The organism is Marinobacter sp. ANT_B65 (genome assembly GCF_002407605.1).
In the GTDB taxonomy this organism is placed as follows: domain Bacteria; phylum Pseudomonadota; class Gammaproteobacteria; order Pseudomonadales; family Oleiphilaceae; genus Marinobacter.
This window is the reverse complement of the sequence record NZ_NXGV01000001.1, coordinates 1,744,849-1,760,735: the sequence shown is the minus strand read 5'-3', so window position 1 is coordinate 1,760,735 and position 15,887 is coordinate 1,744,849. Positions and strand designations below refer to the sequence as shown.

Annotated in this window: 15 protein-coding genes; 8 read left to right on the top strand and 7 right to left on the bottom strand. The window is 55.5% G+C overall.

Annotated elements, in window-relative coordinates:
* Positions 1–6: 6 nt before the first annotated feature.
* On the top strand, positions 7–819 hold the full coding sequence (locus tag CPA50_RS08180; RefSeq protein WP_096781905.1) for a thioesterase family protein: 813 nt from the start codon (positions 7–9) through the stop codon (positions 817–819).
* 2 nt (positions 820–821) lie between these two features.
* Here the strand turns inward: CPA50_RS08180 and CPA50_RS08175 are convergent, their stop codons facing one another.
* The 3 genes from CPA50_RS08175 to CPA50_RS08165 form a co-directional block, all read right to left on the bottom strand.
* Positions 822–1,604: an SDR family NAD(P)-dependent oxidoreductase gene (locus CPA50_RS08175; RefSeq protein ID WP_096781904.1), complete on the bottom strand. Its 783-nt coding sequence runs from the start codon at positions 1,602–1,604 to the stop codon at positions 822–824.
* Positions 1,605–1,636: 32 nt separating this feature from the next.
* Positions 1,637–2,032: a hypothetical protein gene (locus tag CPA50_RS08170; protein ID WP_096781903.1), complete on the bottom strand. Its 396-nt coding sequence runs from the start codon at positions 2,030–2,032 to the stop codon at positions 1,637–1,639.
* A gap of 150 nt (positions 2,033–2,182) precedes the next feature.
* A complete protein-coding gene (locus CPA50_RS08165) occupies positions 2,183–2,410 on the bottom strand; it encodes a hypothetical protein (RefSeq protein WP_096781902.1) in 228 nt (75 codons plus the stop codon).
* 190 nt (positions 2,411–2,600) lie between these two features.
* Between CPA50_RS08165 and CPA50_RS08160 the strand changes: the two genes are divergently transcribed.
* From CPA50_RS08160 to CPA50_RS08150, 3 genes are all read left to right on the top strand, one after another.
* Complete coding sequence (locus tag CPA50_RS08160; protein WP_096781901.1) at positions 2,601–3,458, top strand: LysR substrate-binding domain-containing protein; 858 nt, start codon at positions 2,601–2,603, stop codon at positions 3,456–3,458.
* Positions 3,459–3,589: 131 nt separating this feature from the next.
* A complete protein-coding gene (locus CPA50_RS08155; protein WP_096781900.1) occupies positions 3,590–4,672 on the top strand; it encodes an endonuclease/exonuclease/phosphatase family protein in 1,083 nt (360 codons plus the stop codon).
* A gap of 43 nt (positions 4,673–4,715) precedes the next feature.
* Positions 4,716–6,275, top strand: a complete 1,560-nt coding sequence (locus CPA50_RS08150) for a DUF4139 domain-containing protein (protein ID WP_096781899.1) — start codon at positions 4,716–4,718, stop codon at positions 6,273–6,275.
* A 50-nt stretch (positions 6,276–6,325) separates the two neighbouring features.
* On the opposite strand, the gene CPA50_RS08145 is transcribed toward CPA50_RS08150, so the two are convergent.
* From CPA50_RS08145 to CPA50_RS08130, 4 genes are all read right to left on the bottom strand, one after another.
* On the bottom strand, positions 6,326–7,885 hold the full coding sequence (locus CPA50_RS08145) for an FGGY-family carbohydrate kinase (RefSeq protein ID WP_096781898.1): 1,560 nt from the start codon (positions 7,883–7,885) through the stop codon (positions 6,326–6,328).
* Positions 7,875–9,500, bottom strand: coding sequence for a glycerol-3-phosphate dehydrogenase/oxidase (locus CPA50_RS08140; RefSeq protein WP_096781897.1), 1,626 nt, complete (start codon positions 9,498–9,500; stop codon positions 7,875–7,877). The genes CPA50_RS08145 and CPA50_RS08140 overlap by 11 nt, the downstream gene beginning before the upstream one ends.
* Positions 9,501–9,507: 7 nt before the next feature.
* Positions 9,508–11,124: an FAD-binding oxidoreductase gene (locus CPA50_RS08135; protein WP_096781896.1), complete on the bottom strand. Its 1,617-nt coding sequence runs from the start codon at positions 11,122–11,124 to the stop codon at positions 9,508–9,510.
* Between the two features lie 129 nt (positions 11,125–11,253).
* A complete protein-coding gene (locus CPA50_RS08130) occupies positions 11,254–11,913 on the bottom strand; it encodes a type II secretion system protein N (protein ID WP_096781895.1) in 660 nt (219 codons plus the stop codon).
* A gap of 164 nt (positions 11,914–12,077) precedes the next feature.
* Between CPA50_RS08130 and gspE the strand changes: the two genes are divergently transcribed.
* The 4 genes from gspE to gspH are packed head-to-tail and all read left to right on the top strand — an operon-like array spanning position 12,078 to position 15,867.
* Positions 12,078–13,598: a type II secretion system ATPase GspE gene (gene gspE, locus CPA50_RS08125; protein WP_179397169.1), complete on the top strand. Its 1,521-nt coding sequence runs from the start codon at positions 12,078–12,080 to the stop codon at positions 13,596–13,598.
* 3 nt (positions 13,599–13,601) lie between these two features.
* Positions 13,602–14,813, top strand: a complete 1,212-nt coding sequence (gene gspF, locus CPA50_RS08120) for a type II secretion system inner membrane protein GspF (RefSeq protein WP_096781894.1) — start codon at positions 13,602–13,604, stop codon at positions 14,811–14,813.
* Positions 14,814–14,871: 58 nt separating this feature from the next.
* Complete coding sequence (gene gspG, locus CPA50_RS08115) at positions 14,872–15,324, top strand: type II secretion system major pseudopilin GspG (protein ID WP_096781893.1); 453 nt, start codon at positions 14,872–14,874, stop codon at positions 15,322–15,324.
* Positions 15,325–15,327: 3 nt separating this feature from the next.
* On the top strand, positions 15,328–15,867 hold the full coding sequence (gene gspH, locus CPA50_RS08110; protein WP_096781892.1) for a type II secretion system minor pseudopilin GspH: 540 nt from the start codon (positions 15,328–15,330) through the stop codon (positions 15,865–15,867).
* Positions 15,868–15,887: the final 20 nt, after the last annotated feature.

Here is a 15,887-nt window from a genome sequence, read left to right as displayed (position 1 = left end):
CATTTCATGATTGAAGCACTCTTTCAGCGTGAGGGCGAAATCTATACACCAACGTCTGCATGCTGCAGTCCCTGGAGTCCTCAGCATCTGCATGGCGGGCCGGTAGTGGGGTTGATGGCCCATGCAGTGGAGCAGGCGTCGGATAGCGTGAATTTGAACCTGACGAGGCTCACTGTGGATTTGTTGCGGCCCGCTCCCTATGCGCCCTTGGCGGTTTCCACCCGGCTGGTGCGTGGCGGTAAGCGACTTCAGATTCTGGAGGCGTCATTGTTGGCGGGGGACACGGAAGTGGCCCGGGCAAGTGCGCTTTTCCTTGAGAACAACCCGGTATCGGTTCCGGAATACGGCCGCTTTCCGGGGCCGGAGTTTGATCCTCCCTCCGGGCCTGTAGAGACAAATATTTCGGAGGCCGCTGGCTGGCAGAATCAGTTCAGTCCGGTGGGCTTACACAGTACGGCCAAAGCCGTTGTTATTGACGGGGTCAATTCCAGGGGCCAGGGGATTGCCTGGATGAAACTGCCACTGCCGCTGGTAAAGGGTGTCACAACCAGTCCCACCGTTATGGCTGCCACGCTCTGCGATTTTGGGAACGGTGTTGGTCAGCTCGGCCTGAGCAGTGGCGTAGGCTGTATAAACGCGGACGTTACTCTGTACCTTCACCGCCTGCCGGTTGGCGAGTGGCTGGGGCTGGATGCCCGCAGCCGAATGCAGGAGACAGGTGTTGGCCTGGTAGAAACGACACTGTTCGACAGCCAGGGCCCGGTAGGGAAGATTCTGCAGGCAATCATCACTATGACGAGACCCCAGGCCGAAGGGTGAGCTCAGCGACGCACAGGGGCCGCACCCAGGTGCGCGCCTCCGTCTATTAGGATGGTCTCGCCAGTGGTCAGATCACCACCTATGATCAGGCCCAGACAGACATCTGCCACGGTTTCCGGCGACGCGGTATCGTTCAGGGGTGCAGCGGCTTTGGTTTTTTCCAGTAATACATTGTAGTTGTCTTCACCAAGGCCTTTTTTCAGCCATTCGCCCTGCACAAAGCCCGGGCAGACAGCATTTACCCGCACTTCCGGGCCCATCACGCGGGCAAGAGAGCGGGTCATGGTGATCAGCGCTCCCTTGGAGGCAGCATAGGCAATGGAACTGCCGATGCCCGCCAGGCCGGCAATGGAAGCCATATTTATGATATGGCCGGAGCCGTTGGCTCGCAGGGCATTTTCGGCCGCCCGGGTCATCTGGTAGGGGCCGATAGTATTAACCTCATACAGGTCAAGGAAGTCCTGCTTGCTGAGGCCATCAAGATTGTTGTGGTTGCAGAACCGGGTAGTGCCGGCATTATTTACCAGAATATCGACACGGCCAAACTGTTCCAGCGTAGCATCCACCATGGCGCGGCACTCGGAATCCTCAGCCACGTTAGCCCGGTATACCAGTGTTTTTACCCCATGCTTTTCGCACTCAGAGGCTACCGTGCGTGCGCCTTCCTCGTTGTTACTGAAGTTGATCACCACATGGCAGCCATGTTCCGCAAACAGGCGGGCAATGGCTGCGCCTATGCCTGAGGATGAGCCGGTCACAATGGCAACAGAGTCTTTGAGTTTCATGGCATGTCCGTTTTATGTTTGTTGGTTTGTAATCACGCTTTTCGCGATAGCGTTAACGTATCGTATTCCCGTAACAGGAACAATGCGGCGCATGCGGCCAGCATTGGCCAGGCGGCGAAGAACAGAAGGTTATCGAAGGGTTGGAGGTATTTGCCGAATGCCGAAAGGGTAGAAGCTCCATGAAAAATCAGGATTGCTCCATAGGTCCATGTTTTAAACAGCCCTGCGAGGAAGGCAAGAATCAGTGCGAGTTGAGCGAGCCCCATGATGTAAAAGATGTTGTCTCCGGGGTTTTCAAGCCCGTAAAACGCGCCAGCTACTTTTGCTGCATGTTCGGGGTAGAGGAGCTTGTCCAGGGTCCAGACAAGGAACACGATAAATATGCCGAGTCTGAGCAGTAGAAGGGCGAGGGGCAACTGTTTGGGCATTTCTCTATCCTTTGGCTTTGGTTTTTGAGTGATCGCTCCGGTTGACCGGGGTGATGCTCAAGAGTTCCAAAAGCCGGAGATATTTCCCACGGCAAATATAGCGGTGCTGTTTCCTGTCGCGTCAGCCAGGGCTCTTGCCAGGCCGGATTATCACCGTCTTCGTTGCTGTTGGAGATACCTCAGGGCATCACTGCGCAAGGGCAGGTTTAATGCAACGAAAAGGTCTCTGCGTTCATAACCCAGGTCGGAAAGAACATCATCCTTCTCTGCCAGAAGGGAGTTGGCCATGCGCCGGAACTGCTGGCGACGGGAGTAATTCTCCATCCAGGACAGGGCGCCCAGTCCTGTGGTTTGTTGATCTATTCTGATGCCCGGCATTGTCGTTACCTTTCTTCAGACGTATTCCGTTTGAATGCATCTGGTCGTTAGAAAAAACCTGCCTGGCCAGAGTGCTGCGTGATAACAGGGTGGCGTCTTCATTGGGTTCAATCAAACGAAAAGAATTTAACTCTGCGTTCAGATATGCTTAGGTCAGAATGCTGAATATGCGCGACTGGGGTGCGATTGAATGGCAATACCATTGCTCGACAACGATGTGCTCAGGACCTTTGTGGCTATTGCCGAGTGTGGCACCTTCACCGGAGCGGCCAGGGTTGTGCACCGGACCCCCTCTGCGCTGAGTATGCAGATCAAGCAGCTTGAACGGACTCTGGGTAAATGCCTGTTTATCCGGGAGCCGAGACAGGTACGGCTCACAGCTGAGGGCGAGGCGCTACTGGGCTACAGCCGCCGTCTGCTTCGGTTAAATGAGGAGGCCGTAGGGTATTTTCTCTCGCCGACACTGGAAGGCAAGGTCGGTATTGGAACCTCCGATGACGTAGGCACGCGAATTCTGCCAGAGGTGCTTGCCCAGTTTGCGCGCTCCTATCCGGCCGTGCTGGTTGATGTTGTTGTTGGTTCAAGCAAGCAGAACCTTACGCGGCTGGACGCCGGCGAGCTGGATATGGCGCTGGTTACTGTTGCAAACGAAGCGCGGGATATCCGGGGCGAGGTTGTGCATGAAGAGCCTCTGGTGTGGGCAGGGCGCGAGGGGGCTTCGGCATTCCTGCGGACGCCCCTGCCGGTTGCGGTAGCTCATGAAGGTTGTTCATGGCGACGAATGACGTTGCGGGCGCTCGACAGTGCCGGTAAGCCCTACCGGATTGCCTATACCTGCGAGCATTGTTCCGGCCAGGAAGCCGCAATGGTTGCGGACCTGGCTGTTGCGCCATTTCCGAAGAGCCTTGTGCGGCCACCTCTGAAAGAAATAGTAAACCAGGATCTGCCCGAGATCGGCTCTTATCAGCTGGCTCTGGTCCGCCGGGGCTCCAGTCAGCTTACGGATGCCCTGGCACTCCACGTGAAGGGGGCATTCAAGAACCTGTAGTCAGCAATTCCCTTGAACTCGAACCGAAATCCTTGGCATGATCAGTAGTCTTTAATGCAGATCCCAAAAACCATGACTGCCATCTGGCGGTTGTACCACCGTCCTTTTAGCCGGGGCATACCAGGCCAGTGATGTTACCTACGCTACTTGTTTTTACTGTGGCCATTGTCCTGGCGACTTTATTGCCTCTTTGGCGAAACCCGCACTGGAGCGTTCGAAGCTTTGATTTTCCGCGGCTGCAGCTGGCGGTTCTGGCAGTGCTGTTGTTAATCGTTCAATTGCTGTTTCTGGACCTGGCTCAGCCCCTGAGCCGGGTTCTGATTCTTGCGGCAGCCTTGTCGCTGGGCGCGCAACTCTGGTGGATTTTGCCCTATACACCAATCTGGCGCGAAGAAGTAAAAGGCGCACCGGCTTCAGGCCCGGAGCGGACTTTGACCATACTTACGTCAAATGTATTAACCCCTAACCGTAACGCACCAGCATTGCTGGCATTGGTGAAAGAGCATAAGCCGGATATTCTGGTAACCCTGGAGTCGGATCAATGGTGGGAGGACCAGCTTTCGGTACTCGAACGCGAAATGCCATACAGTATCAAGTGTCCGCTGGATAACCTTTATGGTATGCACGTGTTCTCCAGGCTGCCTCTGCACGAATCTGAGGTGTGTTTCCTGATTGAGGATCAGGTACCGTCGATGCATGCGTTAGTGGAGTTGCAATCCGGTGAACAGATCAGGATTCACTTTGTGCATCCGGCACCGCCCAGCCCTACGGAAAATGATGAATCAACGGAACGGGATGCGGAACTGGTTATCGTAGGGCGCAGCGTTGCTGATAGCGAAGGGCCTGTGATTGTAACCGGCGATCTGAACGATGTTGCCTGGTCGCCGACAACCCGGCTTTTCCGGAAGGTCAGCGGCTTGCTCGACCCCAGGGTAGGGCGAGGGTTTTACAGTACGTTCCATGCGGATTACTGGTTTTTACGGTGGCCGCTTGATCACCTGTTTCATAGCCATCATTTTACTCTGGCTTCCATCAGCCGTTTGCCCTCGATCGGATCGGATCATTTTCCGTTGCTGACCCGAGTGGTTCTGGCTCCGGCCCGTGGACAAGACCAGGCGCCACTGCGGCCCGATAGTGATGACCGTGCGCGGGCAAATGAGATCGCGCATGAGCAGGCAGCGGATAAGCACGATGTGCCGGCGCCGGGCCGGTAGTCTTCATTGAATTCAAACAGCCTGGAATAGAAGGACTCATGGAATGAAAAAGCACAGCTTGCTTGCGATCGCCATTGCGATCACACCATTGATGGCCCGAGCAGAGATCACAACGGCGACTTTATATCCTTCCCATGCGGAACTTACGTGGGAGGAAAGCGAGCAGGTGGGTTCCGGTGCAGGAGTGCTGGAAGTCGAAGGGTTGCCGCTCAGCCTTCAGGATCAGAGCCTGCAGGTGGTGCTTGAAGGTATTGATGGATCACAAATCCGGCAGGTACAGGTCAGCCGTGTGGAGCAGGCTGAGTTTGTGGCGGGAGAGGCCCGGAGGATTCAGGATGAGCTGGCGGCAGTTTCATTACGGATTCAGGAACAGGAAGATTCTGTCCGGGCCTGGAATCAGCAGGTTACTCTCATGAGCAAAGCGGCGGAGTCTCCACATGAACTTTCAGCTTCTGAACTGAATGACATGGCTGCTGCCTTGAAGGACACAACCCTCGGTGCGCTGGCAGAGATCAGAAGCATTCAGGAGAAAATGACCGGCGATATTGCCTTGAGAGACCGTTTAACCAGGGAACTGGCTCAGGTAAAGCAGAGCGCCAGGGCAACCAAGAAAGTGCTTGTGCGCTACCGGGCACCCAAGAGCGGTGAGCTGAAGGTAAAGGTGAAATTCCAGACCACACAAGCAAACTGGCGGAGCGAATATACTGCCCGGTTGAAAACGGAAGCAGATGGTAAGCCCGGTGGTGAAGTAGCCCTGGAGCATCTTGCCGTTGTACAGCAGTCTACCGGCACCGACTGGGAAGGTGTTGACCTGCATCTTTCAACTGCAAATGCCCGGCGCGGGACGGCTATGCCAGCCCTTGATTCCTGGGTTGTCAGCCCGGAACAGCCCCAGCTGTACCGGTCGAAGGCGTTGGCGCCCATGGCTGATGTACAGGCCGAATCGCTTATGGGTAGTGCTGCGGTTGTTGAGCAACAGAGCACATTCACGCAGAGCTACCGGCTGCCACAACCGGTGGATATTCCCAGTGGTATTTCAGGCCAACGGCTGACGGTTGCAGAGCACCGGGTTCCGGTTGATGTTGCTGTCTGGTCTGCGCCGGTAATGGACACAACAGGGTATGTGAACGCCACCGGCATTTTTCATGCTGATGCCCCCATACCCGCAGGTCGGGTGATTTTGTACCGGGATGGACAGAGTGTGGGTGAGAGTCAGTTGCAGGAGCTGACAGACGGCGAAGAATTAACCCTGGGATTCGGTGTGGATGAAGGTATCCGGATTGCGGTGGTGAATGAGCTTGAGCGAAGCGGGGAAGAGGGAATCTGGAAGAGCGAGAACGTCAAGCGCCGGCAAAACCGGTTTGAGATTACCAATTATCACGCGAAGGCTGTAAAAGTCCGGATTTTTGACCGGCTTCCGGTCTCTCAAAAGGACGTTCTGACAGTGAAGCCGCTGGAAATCAGCGAGCCGGTAGAACGGGATGTTGATGACAAAAAAGGCGTTCTTGCCTGGAACCGCGAAGTACCTGCCGGCCAGACCATCAGCGTGAAATCCGGGTTTGAAGTCAGGGTTCCGGAAGGTACAGCGCTGCCAAGGTTGTAGCTGTTCTGTCCCTGAGTGGTTGTTTGGTTTTATCAGGCAAAACTGCGGACTTATTTCGGATAACCGGTGATGTCCCGGATTTTCCGGTACAGCGGTTGTAGCTGCGAATACATGCGCAGATACACCTCAGTGTAGAGTTGTTCATACAGATCCCGGGCTTCCGGATCAGGCTGAAAGACATCACCAACCCTGGTCATTGCTGCTACCGCAGTTTCGAAATCCGGGTGCAGGCCAAGGCCAACGGCGGCATCAATTGCGGCACCCAGCCCGGAGGTTTCGTAAGTGTGGGGCCGTTCGGCGGGTAAGCCGAATACATCCGCGGTCAGCTGCATGGCTGCATCACTCTGGGAACCTCCGCCGGCTACCCGGAGTTTGCGGATTCTGACACCACTGCGCTTCTCGATCTTTTCTTTGCCTTCCCGGAGTGCGTAGGCAAGGCCCTCGAGAATGGCCCTGTAGATATGCGCGCGGGTGTGGACATCACCAAAGCCGATGATGGCACCCTTGGCTTCCGGCCCTGGCTGGCGTACCCCTGGTGACCAGTAGGGTTGGAGCATCAGGCCCATTGAACCAGCCGGTACGGCTTTAACCAGTTCGTCGAACAGGACTTCCGGTTCTATGCCCCTTTCTTCGGCAATTGCCTGCTCCCGCAGACCGAACTCACGTTTGAACCAGCTCACCATCCAGAATCCCCGGTATATCATGACCTCTGTAGAGTAGTGGCCCGGCAGTGCAGAAGGATAGGGCGGCATCAGCCGTACCGGCTCAACGTAGCGTTTGCTGGTGGTGTTTATGGTAGCGGTGGTGCCGTAGCTCATACAGCCTGTATCTGGCGTTAATCCACCCGAACCCAGAATCTCGCAGGCTTTGTCGGAGGCCGCGGCGATCACCGGCAAGCCTGCCGGAAGATTCAGATGACTGGCGGCTTCAGGCGTAAGCTGCCCCAGTGCAGAGCCCGGGCTCACAAGCTCCGGCAGCATGGATTTTTCCACTGGCATGGCCTGCCATTTGAAGTCTCTGGGGCCTGCCCAGCGCTGTTTTTTGTAGTCAAACGGCAGGTAGCCCACCTGGCTGCCGGTGGAATCCCGGAATTCGCCGGTTAAACGGTAGTTGATATAACCCGAGAGCAAAACAAAGTGCCGGGTTTTTGCCCAGATTTCCGGCTGATTCTGGGCGATCCAGTTGGCCTGGGTTTTCTCACGGAAGCGATCAATGGTGTCTTCAAGCCGGGCCAGTTTGAACAGCCAGCCCCAGGGGCCTTTCACCGGGCCATCGACCCGTGCATGGCGTTGATCCAGCCAGATAATAGCCGGGCGCAGCGGTTTGCCGTATTCGTCGAGGTTGATAACTGTGCCGCGCTGGGTTGTTACGGTAACGCCTGCAATCCTTCCAGGGTCAACATCGGTTGTTGCCCACAGCTTTTTGCAGGCTTTCCCAAGGTTATCCCAGAAATACTCCGGGTGCTGTTCGGCCCAGCCGGGCTTCGTTGAAAAGTAGGGCTGGATCTCCTGTTTGCCTTTGGCGATCAGATTGCCTCGGGTATCGAAGAGCAGGGCGCGAATACTCTGGGTGCCATTATCAATGGCAAGAATCAACGGATCAGTTGGCATACTCTGGCTCCGGGCCTGCAGGCAGCGAATAGGCCTTGAGCCAGAGTTGCTGATACCGGGCTACCTCCGCAAACCACTGTTCATCATCCCATTCAAGAAGGCTCTGGCAGAGTTGTTTCAGTCCAGGAAGGAGTGCTTTTCCGCCTTGTGGAAGGATCAGGCCAAGCCGGGTCCGCCGGAGCATCAGGTCATCCAGGTGCAATACGTCTTCATGGGTGCAGGCCCACGCGATTTCAGCCCACAACAGATCCCCGGGGATGGCGCCAGAATCTGTATCATCACTGACAGATACAGCAGGTCCGGCCTGCAGGACTGCGCTCAGGTCCGAACCATAAAAGCCCCTGAGTCTCTGCCAGTTCTGGTGGCTGATGTTTGCGGGGCGACGTGAAGGACTGGCTGGGCGGAAAACCGGTTCACTCTCAGGCCGCAGCTGGTCTTCGCCGGCAAGCCCTCGTACAAGTGCTTCACGTGCTATGAGACGGAATGTGGTGAGTTTGCCTCCGGCAATGCTGATCAACCCACTGTCTTCGCGAAATTCATGTTCGCGGTTTTCTCTGGACGGGGCTTTAGCACCGCCAGTTTCCTGTCTGCTGGTTACAACCGGGCGGACGCCCGCCCAGGTAGAAAGAATATCGCTTCTGGACAGGGCGGCACCTGGAAACAGGTTGCTGGATATTCTCAACAGGTAGTCGACCTCCTCTTCGGCAATACGGGGCTCATTGTCGAGGCTTTCTTTATGGTCGAGATCTGTTGTTCCGAGTACCGTCGTGCCCGCCCAGGGAAGCGCGAAAACCGGGCGTTTGTCATCGGGATGAAGCAGGGAAACGGAGCAGGAGAGCGGTAGCTTCTGCCAGGGAATAACAAGATGGCTGCCGCGCAAAGGACGGATGGTCATTGCATCATCGCCATTGCCGGATTGCTGAAGCCGGTTGGCCCAAACGCCGGTCGCATTAATAACCAGGGGGGTGTTAACCGTAAATGTCCCGCTTTCGCCCTCTGCTTTGAGCTCAAGCCCGCTGACATGGCCGTCTGTGCGGAGAACCTTCATAGCTTTAACGTAGTTGAGGCAGCGGGCCCCATCCTGCCGGGCTTCCATGATAACGCGCTGCACCAGTCGGGCGTCGTCGGTTACCGCATCGGTAAAGCCGCTGGCGCCGGTCAGCTTGTTGGTGTTCAGGCCTGGAACCCATTGCTGCGCCTCACCCGGCGTCAGGAAGTGGCGCGAATGGGAGCCGGATATCCGGTCGTAGATTCTTAACAAAAACTGAAACAGCCGCGGGCCGGGAAACTGCCGCTGAAAATGCGGCATGATAAAGCGTAAGGGGTCGATAAGCCCCGGGGCTTCCGCCATCAGGCGCTGGCGTTCGGTGACCGCGTTGCGGGTTAGCCGGTACTGGCCGCTACCAAGGTAGCGCAAGCCTCCATGCACCATTTTTGACGAACGGCTGGAGGTTCCCCAGGCAAAATCCTTTTGTTCAACGAGTAGTGTACTAAGACCACTTCCAGCGGCTTCCCGGGCTACACCAGCTCCTGTGATACCACCACCAACTACAACAACATCAAACGTATGTGTGCTGCCGTGAAGCTCCTTGAGCAATGAGTCTCGACGCTTCATCACACACTCACTCTATAAGGGTTTTCGGGTTGAGGATGCCTTCCGGGTCAAAAGTACTGCACAGGGAGCGGATGGCCAGCATGCCCAGCTCGCCTTTTTCAACTGCCAGAAAGGGCGCGTGGTCTTTGCCGACGCCATGCTGATGGCTGATCGTGCCGCGGTTGCGGACGATCAGGTCTGACGTTGTGTTTTTCAGGTGTTTCCAGCGCGCCAGAGTTTCGTCGTAGCTGTCTGCAACGCGGAATACGTAGGTGGTGTATAAGCTGCAACCCTGGCCGTAAACATGGGACAGATGAGTAAATACATGTGTGTGCTCGCTCTTGCTTTGCTCCCGGGACTTCAGTCCTTCACGAAGGTTGGTTTCCATCAGGCCAAGAAGGTTGTCGACGTTGTCCCAGTCGGTTGCTGTTTCCAGGGTGTCCACCGCGTAGCCCAGCTGCCACAAAGCTTCCCGAAGATAGGGCATGGTGAAGCGTTTTTCCGCCCATTTTTTTCCAAGCCGGGTGCCGGTATAAACTCCTTTGTACTCAGCACAGATACGCCTGGCTTCCTTTCTGGCGCTGGCGCACTGGCGCGGGGTGCCGGTCAGTCCGAAGGTCATCATGCATTTACCCTCCCCAACGCCGCGCAGGGAAAACAGTTTTTCCATGGCCCCGATAAGGTGTGGGTGTCCGGCGAGAGCGAGTTGGGTTTCTGTCTCAATGGCGTTACTGAGGCGCAGCATGGAAAGCTGAGTCCGGTTCTGTACCAGCTTCCGGCAGGCGGTCCTGGCCTTGTGCCAGTCCGGAAAGAATACAACGTGGAAGCTTTCCTTTTCCGGCAAAGGGCTGACTCTTACTTTCACTTCAGTAATAAGGCCTATCCGGCCCTCTGAGCCCAGAACCATTTCACGAATGTCCGGGCCGGCACTTGAAGCCGGTATGGTTGGCAGGTTGAGCGTACCCTTGAGGGTTTCGATCCGGCCTCCGGCAAATAACTGCTCGATCCGGCCGTAGCGCAGCGACTGCTGCCCGCTTGAGCGCGAAGCAACCCAGCCACCGATGGTTGAGAGCTCAAATGACTGGGGAAAGTGGCCGAGAGTGTAGCCCTGGGCCCGTAACTGCGATTCCACGAGAGGTCCTGGGGTACCTGCGCCAAAGGTGGCTATCTGGCTTTCCCTGTCGAGGTCCCTGAGGCGGTTCATCCGGCCCATATCCACGGTGAGTACCGGGTTGTCGCCTGCAACCGGGTTTATATGGCCTGCAACGCTGGTGCCGCCGCCGTAGGGAATCAGATCAACCTTGCTGGATTGTGCATATTGCAGCAGTTTCTGCACGTCGAGGCTGTTTTCGGGACTGGCTACTCCGTCCGGGAATATCCCGAATTCACCGCTGCGCATAGCCAGCCAGTCAGGCAGGCTCTGGCCACGGGCATGGCGCACCCGTGCTTCGGGGCTGGTGTCGATCAGTGCATCTACGTTTATGTCTGCCGGCAGGCGTGTTTCAGGAACTCTTGAGAGGACAGATTCGAGACGGGCATCGCTCAGAGGTCTGCCGGGGCCAAGGCGGTCTGCGAGAAAGCTCTGCCCCTGTGCCGGAAGTTCCAGATTGAACTGCTCATCGCCCCAGCCATTCCAGCGTCGCATCACTGTACCCTCTCTTTTTTATTTGGATCAGGCAGCATTCTAGCGGTTTATATGGCGCTTACACTGTTCTGAAATGACATTAACAGTGTCATATACCAACATGGCTGTGCCAGCGGAGAAGGTTGCCCGCTAGCCGTTGGTTCGCAGACGTTCACGAAGCTTTTCCAGGCGCTTGCGTATTTCTTCCCTGCGCTCCTCTTCGTTTACTGCCCGGGGCGTAGACCGAGTGGGGCGGTTGGAAATTTCCGGAACCTGGATTTGTTGTCTGGATTCTTCCCGGGTGTTGTCGGCACCGGCTGAGAAGGTTATACCTGAACGGTCATCAGATTCCGGAAAATAGAGGTTCTCCAGCTTGCCAGCCCGATCGAGAATGATACGGTCGGGGTGAACAGAGTGGAGCCTGGCGTTGCCCGGCAGTTCATCGCCAATAAGAAAAACGTCGGTTTTGCTTTTGTCATCTTCTATCACCGCGCTGCCCGGAAAGTCGCCGTCCGCTGCGAGAACGCCCCGAAGAAAAATCCGGAGATTGGTTTCGGGTAAATCTTCGGTATCTTCTGGCTCAGCTGTCCCTGAAGACTGAGCTGTACCGAAAAATGCCAGAGAGGCCAGCGGTACAGCGGGAACACCGGGTTTCTGTGCGGCTTGTTTTACAGCCAGCGGGCTGTTCCGGGCAGCTTGCTGGTATTCGGCCCGCCAGAAGCTGTAGCCCTGCCAGGAAGTGAGTGCCACCATGGCAAGTCCTGCAAGCACAGCCAGAATAAGGGGGACCCTTTGATTTGTAGAAAACATTGATCGTCCTGAATACGTGTTCGCCAGCCGCCTCTGCTGTCAAAGCGCTGCCGATCGAAAGGCCACAGGTTATCAGATTGAAACCTTTTATTGGCAGTATAGTGTACAGAGTTATTCAGCAGGCCTATGTCCTGTGATAGCCTTCCCAAGATTGCCAGACCAGAATGGGGACAACCTTGACCACAGAAACCGAACTTCAGCCGCAGGATGCTCCGCTGGGTCGTCTTCCTTTTACCTTTGCGAAGCGTAATGGGGTTATTCTGACCCGCTCTCAAGAGGGCAACCCCGTTATCCTGATCCGGCCCGGCGCACCTCATTCAGCGCTGGCAGAAGCCAACCGTATAAGCGGTGGGCGCGCACGCTTTACAACCATTGATCCTGATCACTTTGATCAGGCGCTGAATGCGGCCTACCAGAACGATTCTGCTGAAGCCATGCAGATGGTCGAGGGTATTGGCGATGATATGGATCTGGCCTCGCTTGCTGATTCGGTTCCTGAAACAGAGGATCTGCTTGAGCAGGAAGACGATGCTCCGATTATTCGTCTGATTAATGCGATTCTGACGGAGGCTGTAAAAAGCAGTGCCTCTGATGTGCATATTGAAACCTATGAAAAGCGCCTGGTGGTGCGATTCCGGGTTGATGGTGTATTGCGGGAAGTGGTGCAGCCGAAACGAGCACTTGCGCCATTGCTGGTTTCGCGGATCAAGGTTATGGCGAAACTGGATATTGCCGAAAAACGGGTGCCTCAGGATGGCCGGATAGCTTTGAGAGTGGCGGGGCGTGAGGTGGATATCCGGGTTTCAACCATGCCTTCATCCGGTGGCGAACGGGTAGTGCTGCGTTTACTGGACAAACAGGCGGGTGCAATACGCCTTGAGTCACTGGGTATGGCCCCGGACGACCTGCGGATTCTGCGCAGGCTCATTCACCGGCCCTATGGCATATTGCTGGTCACCGGGCCTACGGGTTCGGGTAAGTCCACAACTCTGTATGCCTCACTGCAGGAGATCAACGACCGCAGCCGCAATATACTTACCGTTGAGGATCCTATTGAGTACAACCTGCCGGGCATTGGCCAGACTCAGGTAAATCCCAAGGTTGAAATGACATTTGCCCGGGGGCTGCGAGCTATTTTGCGGCAGGATCCCGATGTGGTGATGATTGGTGAAATCCGCGACCTGGAAACCGCTGAGATTGCCGTCCAGGCCAGTCTTACCGGTCACCTTGTGCTGTCAACGCTGCATACAAATACTGCAGTAGGTGCGATCACCCGGCTCATGGATATGGGGATCGAGCCATTCCTGATCTCATCAAGTCTGGTGGGAATCGTGGCCCAGCGGCTTGTCCGGGTGCTATGCAAGGAGTGCCGTGAGCCTTATGTGCCTACAGAAGAGCATTGCGAATTTCTGCAGCAGGATTTTGCCAACCCGCCCACCATATACAGAGCCAAAGGATGTGAGCACTGTAACCAGCTTGGTTACCGGGGGCGTATTGGTATCTATGAAGTGGTTGAAGTGACTGAGGATATCAGCGCATTGATTCATAAACGGGCAGGGGAACTGGATCTGGAGCACGAAGCCAGGCTTAAGGGCCCAAGTATTCATGCGGATGGCGTTCGCAAGATACTCGATGGCGTGACGACTGTGGAAGAGGTGCTCCGTGTAACGCACCGGGGTCAGTAAGCTATGCCTGCCTATGAATATAAAGCCCTGGACACAAGGGGCAAGCAGAAACAGGGTGTTGTTGAGGCTGATTCGCCTCGAGCGGTGCGTCAACAACTCCGGGAAAAAGGCCTTGCACCTCTTGAAGTAGAGCCGGCTGTCCAGAAGACCAGTCGCAGCAATCCGCTCAGCAGTCGGGGGTCTCTTTCAGCCTCAGATCTTGCGCTGGTTACGCGGCAACTGGCGACCTTGATCCAGTCTGGCATTCCCATAGAGCAGTCGCTTTCAGCAACAGCCCAGCAGACTACCAAGCCCCGCACCCGGAGTATGTTGATTGCTATCCGGGCCAAGGTGATGGAAGGCTACACGCTGGCGGACAGCCTTGGTGAGTTTCCCAAAGCCTTTCCCCGGCTCTACCGCTCAACGGTTGCCGCAGGGGAGCATGCGGGGCACCTGGATCTGGTTCTGAACCGTCTGGCCGACTACACCGAAAGCCGGCAGGAATCTCGTCAGAAAATCCAGCTGGCAGCGATATATCCCATTATTCTGAGTTTTGTCGCGATCGCTATTGTGGTGTTTCTGTTGACTTACGTTGTACCCGATATCATTGATGTCTTCGTGAAACAGGGGCAGGAATTGCCGGGGCTTACGGTAGCCATGCTGACTATGTCGGAATTTCTTACCAGTTACGGTGTCTATCTCTTTATTCTGTTGCTGGCTTGTCTGTTTGCATTCCGTTTTGCACTTACCAAGCCGGCTATCAGGATGCGTTTCCACAAACGTCTGCTGCATTTGCCGTTGTTTGCGGGGATGGTGCGGGGTGTTAACACGGCCCGTTATGCCAGCACACTGAGCATACTGACAACCAGTGGTGTACCGCTGGTTGATGCCATGAGAATTGCCGGAGAGGTGCTTTCCAATGACTATTTGCGCCAGGAACTGAGGGAAGCGGCGCGTAAAGTCAGCGAGGGCGGCTCTTTGCACCGGGCGCTGGACCAGTCCGGGTACTTTCCACCGATGATGCTGCATATGATCGCAAGTGGGGAGGCCAGCGGAGAACTGGACAGCATGCTGGAGCGTACGGCAAAGATGCAGGAAAATACCCTGCAATCGAAAATAGCCGCCATTGTCGGGCTTTTCGAACCCATGATGCTGCTGATAATGGGTGTGGTCGTACTGATTATTGTAATGGCCATCATGCTACCCATACTGAACATGAGTAATCTGGTCGGTTAGTAGCTGCTGAAAATAGTATTTGTTACAACTGCCTTTCAAGCCAATAACGAGTGACATAATGACGATGAAAAACCTGAATACGCCGCAATCCAGCCGGGGCTTTACCCTTATCGAAATCATGGTCGTGATGGTGATTCTCGGCCTGCTGGTGGCCATTGTGGCCCCGAATATTATGGGCCGGAGTGATCAGGCAAAGGTAACCGTAGCTGAAACCCAGCTCACTAATATTTCCAAGGCGCTGGATATCTATCGGCTGGATAACAGTCATTACCCCTCCACGCAGCAGGGCCTGGAAGCTTTAAAATCCCGGCCGAGCGGTAGCCCGGAACCCAAAAACTGGAACCCGGATGGTTACATGAAGAGCATCCCGCAGGATCCCTGGGGCAATGATTTTCAGTATGTCAGCCCAGGTTCTGAAGGCCCCTACGATTTATATTCTTACGGCTCTGATGGCCAGGAAGGTGGCGATGGAGACGCTTCGGATATCAGTATCTGGGCTATCGGTAGCTGATTTGTGAGGCGCGCAGGACCAGGGGGTAACAACAACGGCTTTACGCTGATTGAAATACTGGTTGTTCTGGTTCTGATCGGGCTTCTTGCGGCTCTGGCGGTGTTTACCATGGGTGGTAACTCGCAACAGCGTGAGTTGCAGAACGAGGTTCGGGAGCTGTATCTGCTGATGCAGACAGCTTCGGACCAGGCAGTACTGAACAACCTGGAGCTCGGGCTGTTATTTGAAGAGACCGGGTATCGGTTTGTAGCCTTTCAGGACGAAACAGGTGAGTGGAAGGGATCAGGTGAGCATATATTCCGGGCCAGAGAGTTTCCGGAATGGCTGGTAGCTACCCGGTTTATCGAAAGTGATGCTCCCCGTCTCGCGTCGGCTGAAGACAAGCTCCGGCCGGATGTAGTGTTCTTCTCAAGCGGAGAAACTACGCCTTTTGAGCTGGAATTTACTGTCGGCAAAGAAACGGATTACACACAGATTCTTGAATCGGATGGAATCTCTCCTATCCAGTGGCTCCAGCCGGGTGAAGAGAGGGACGATTGGTGAGGCCGAAGATTCTCCTGAGA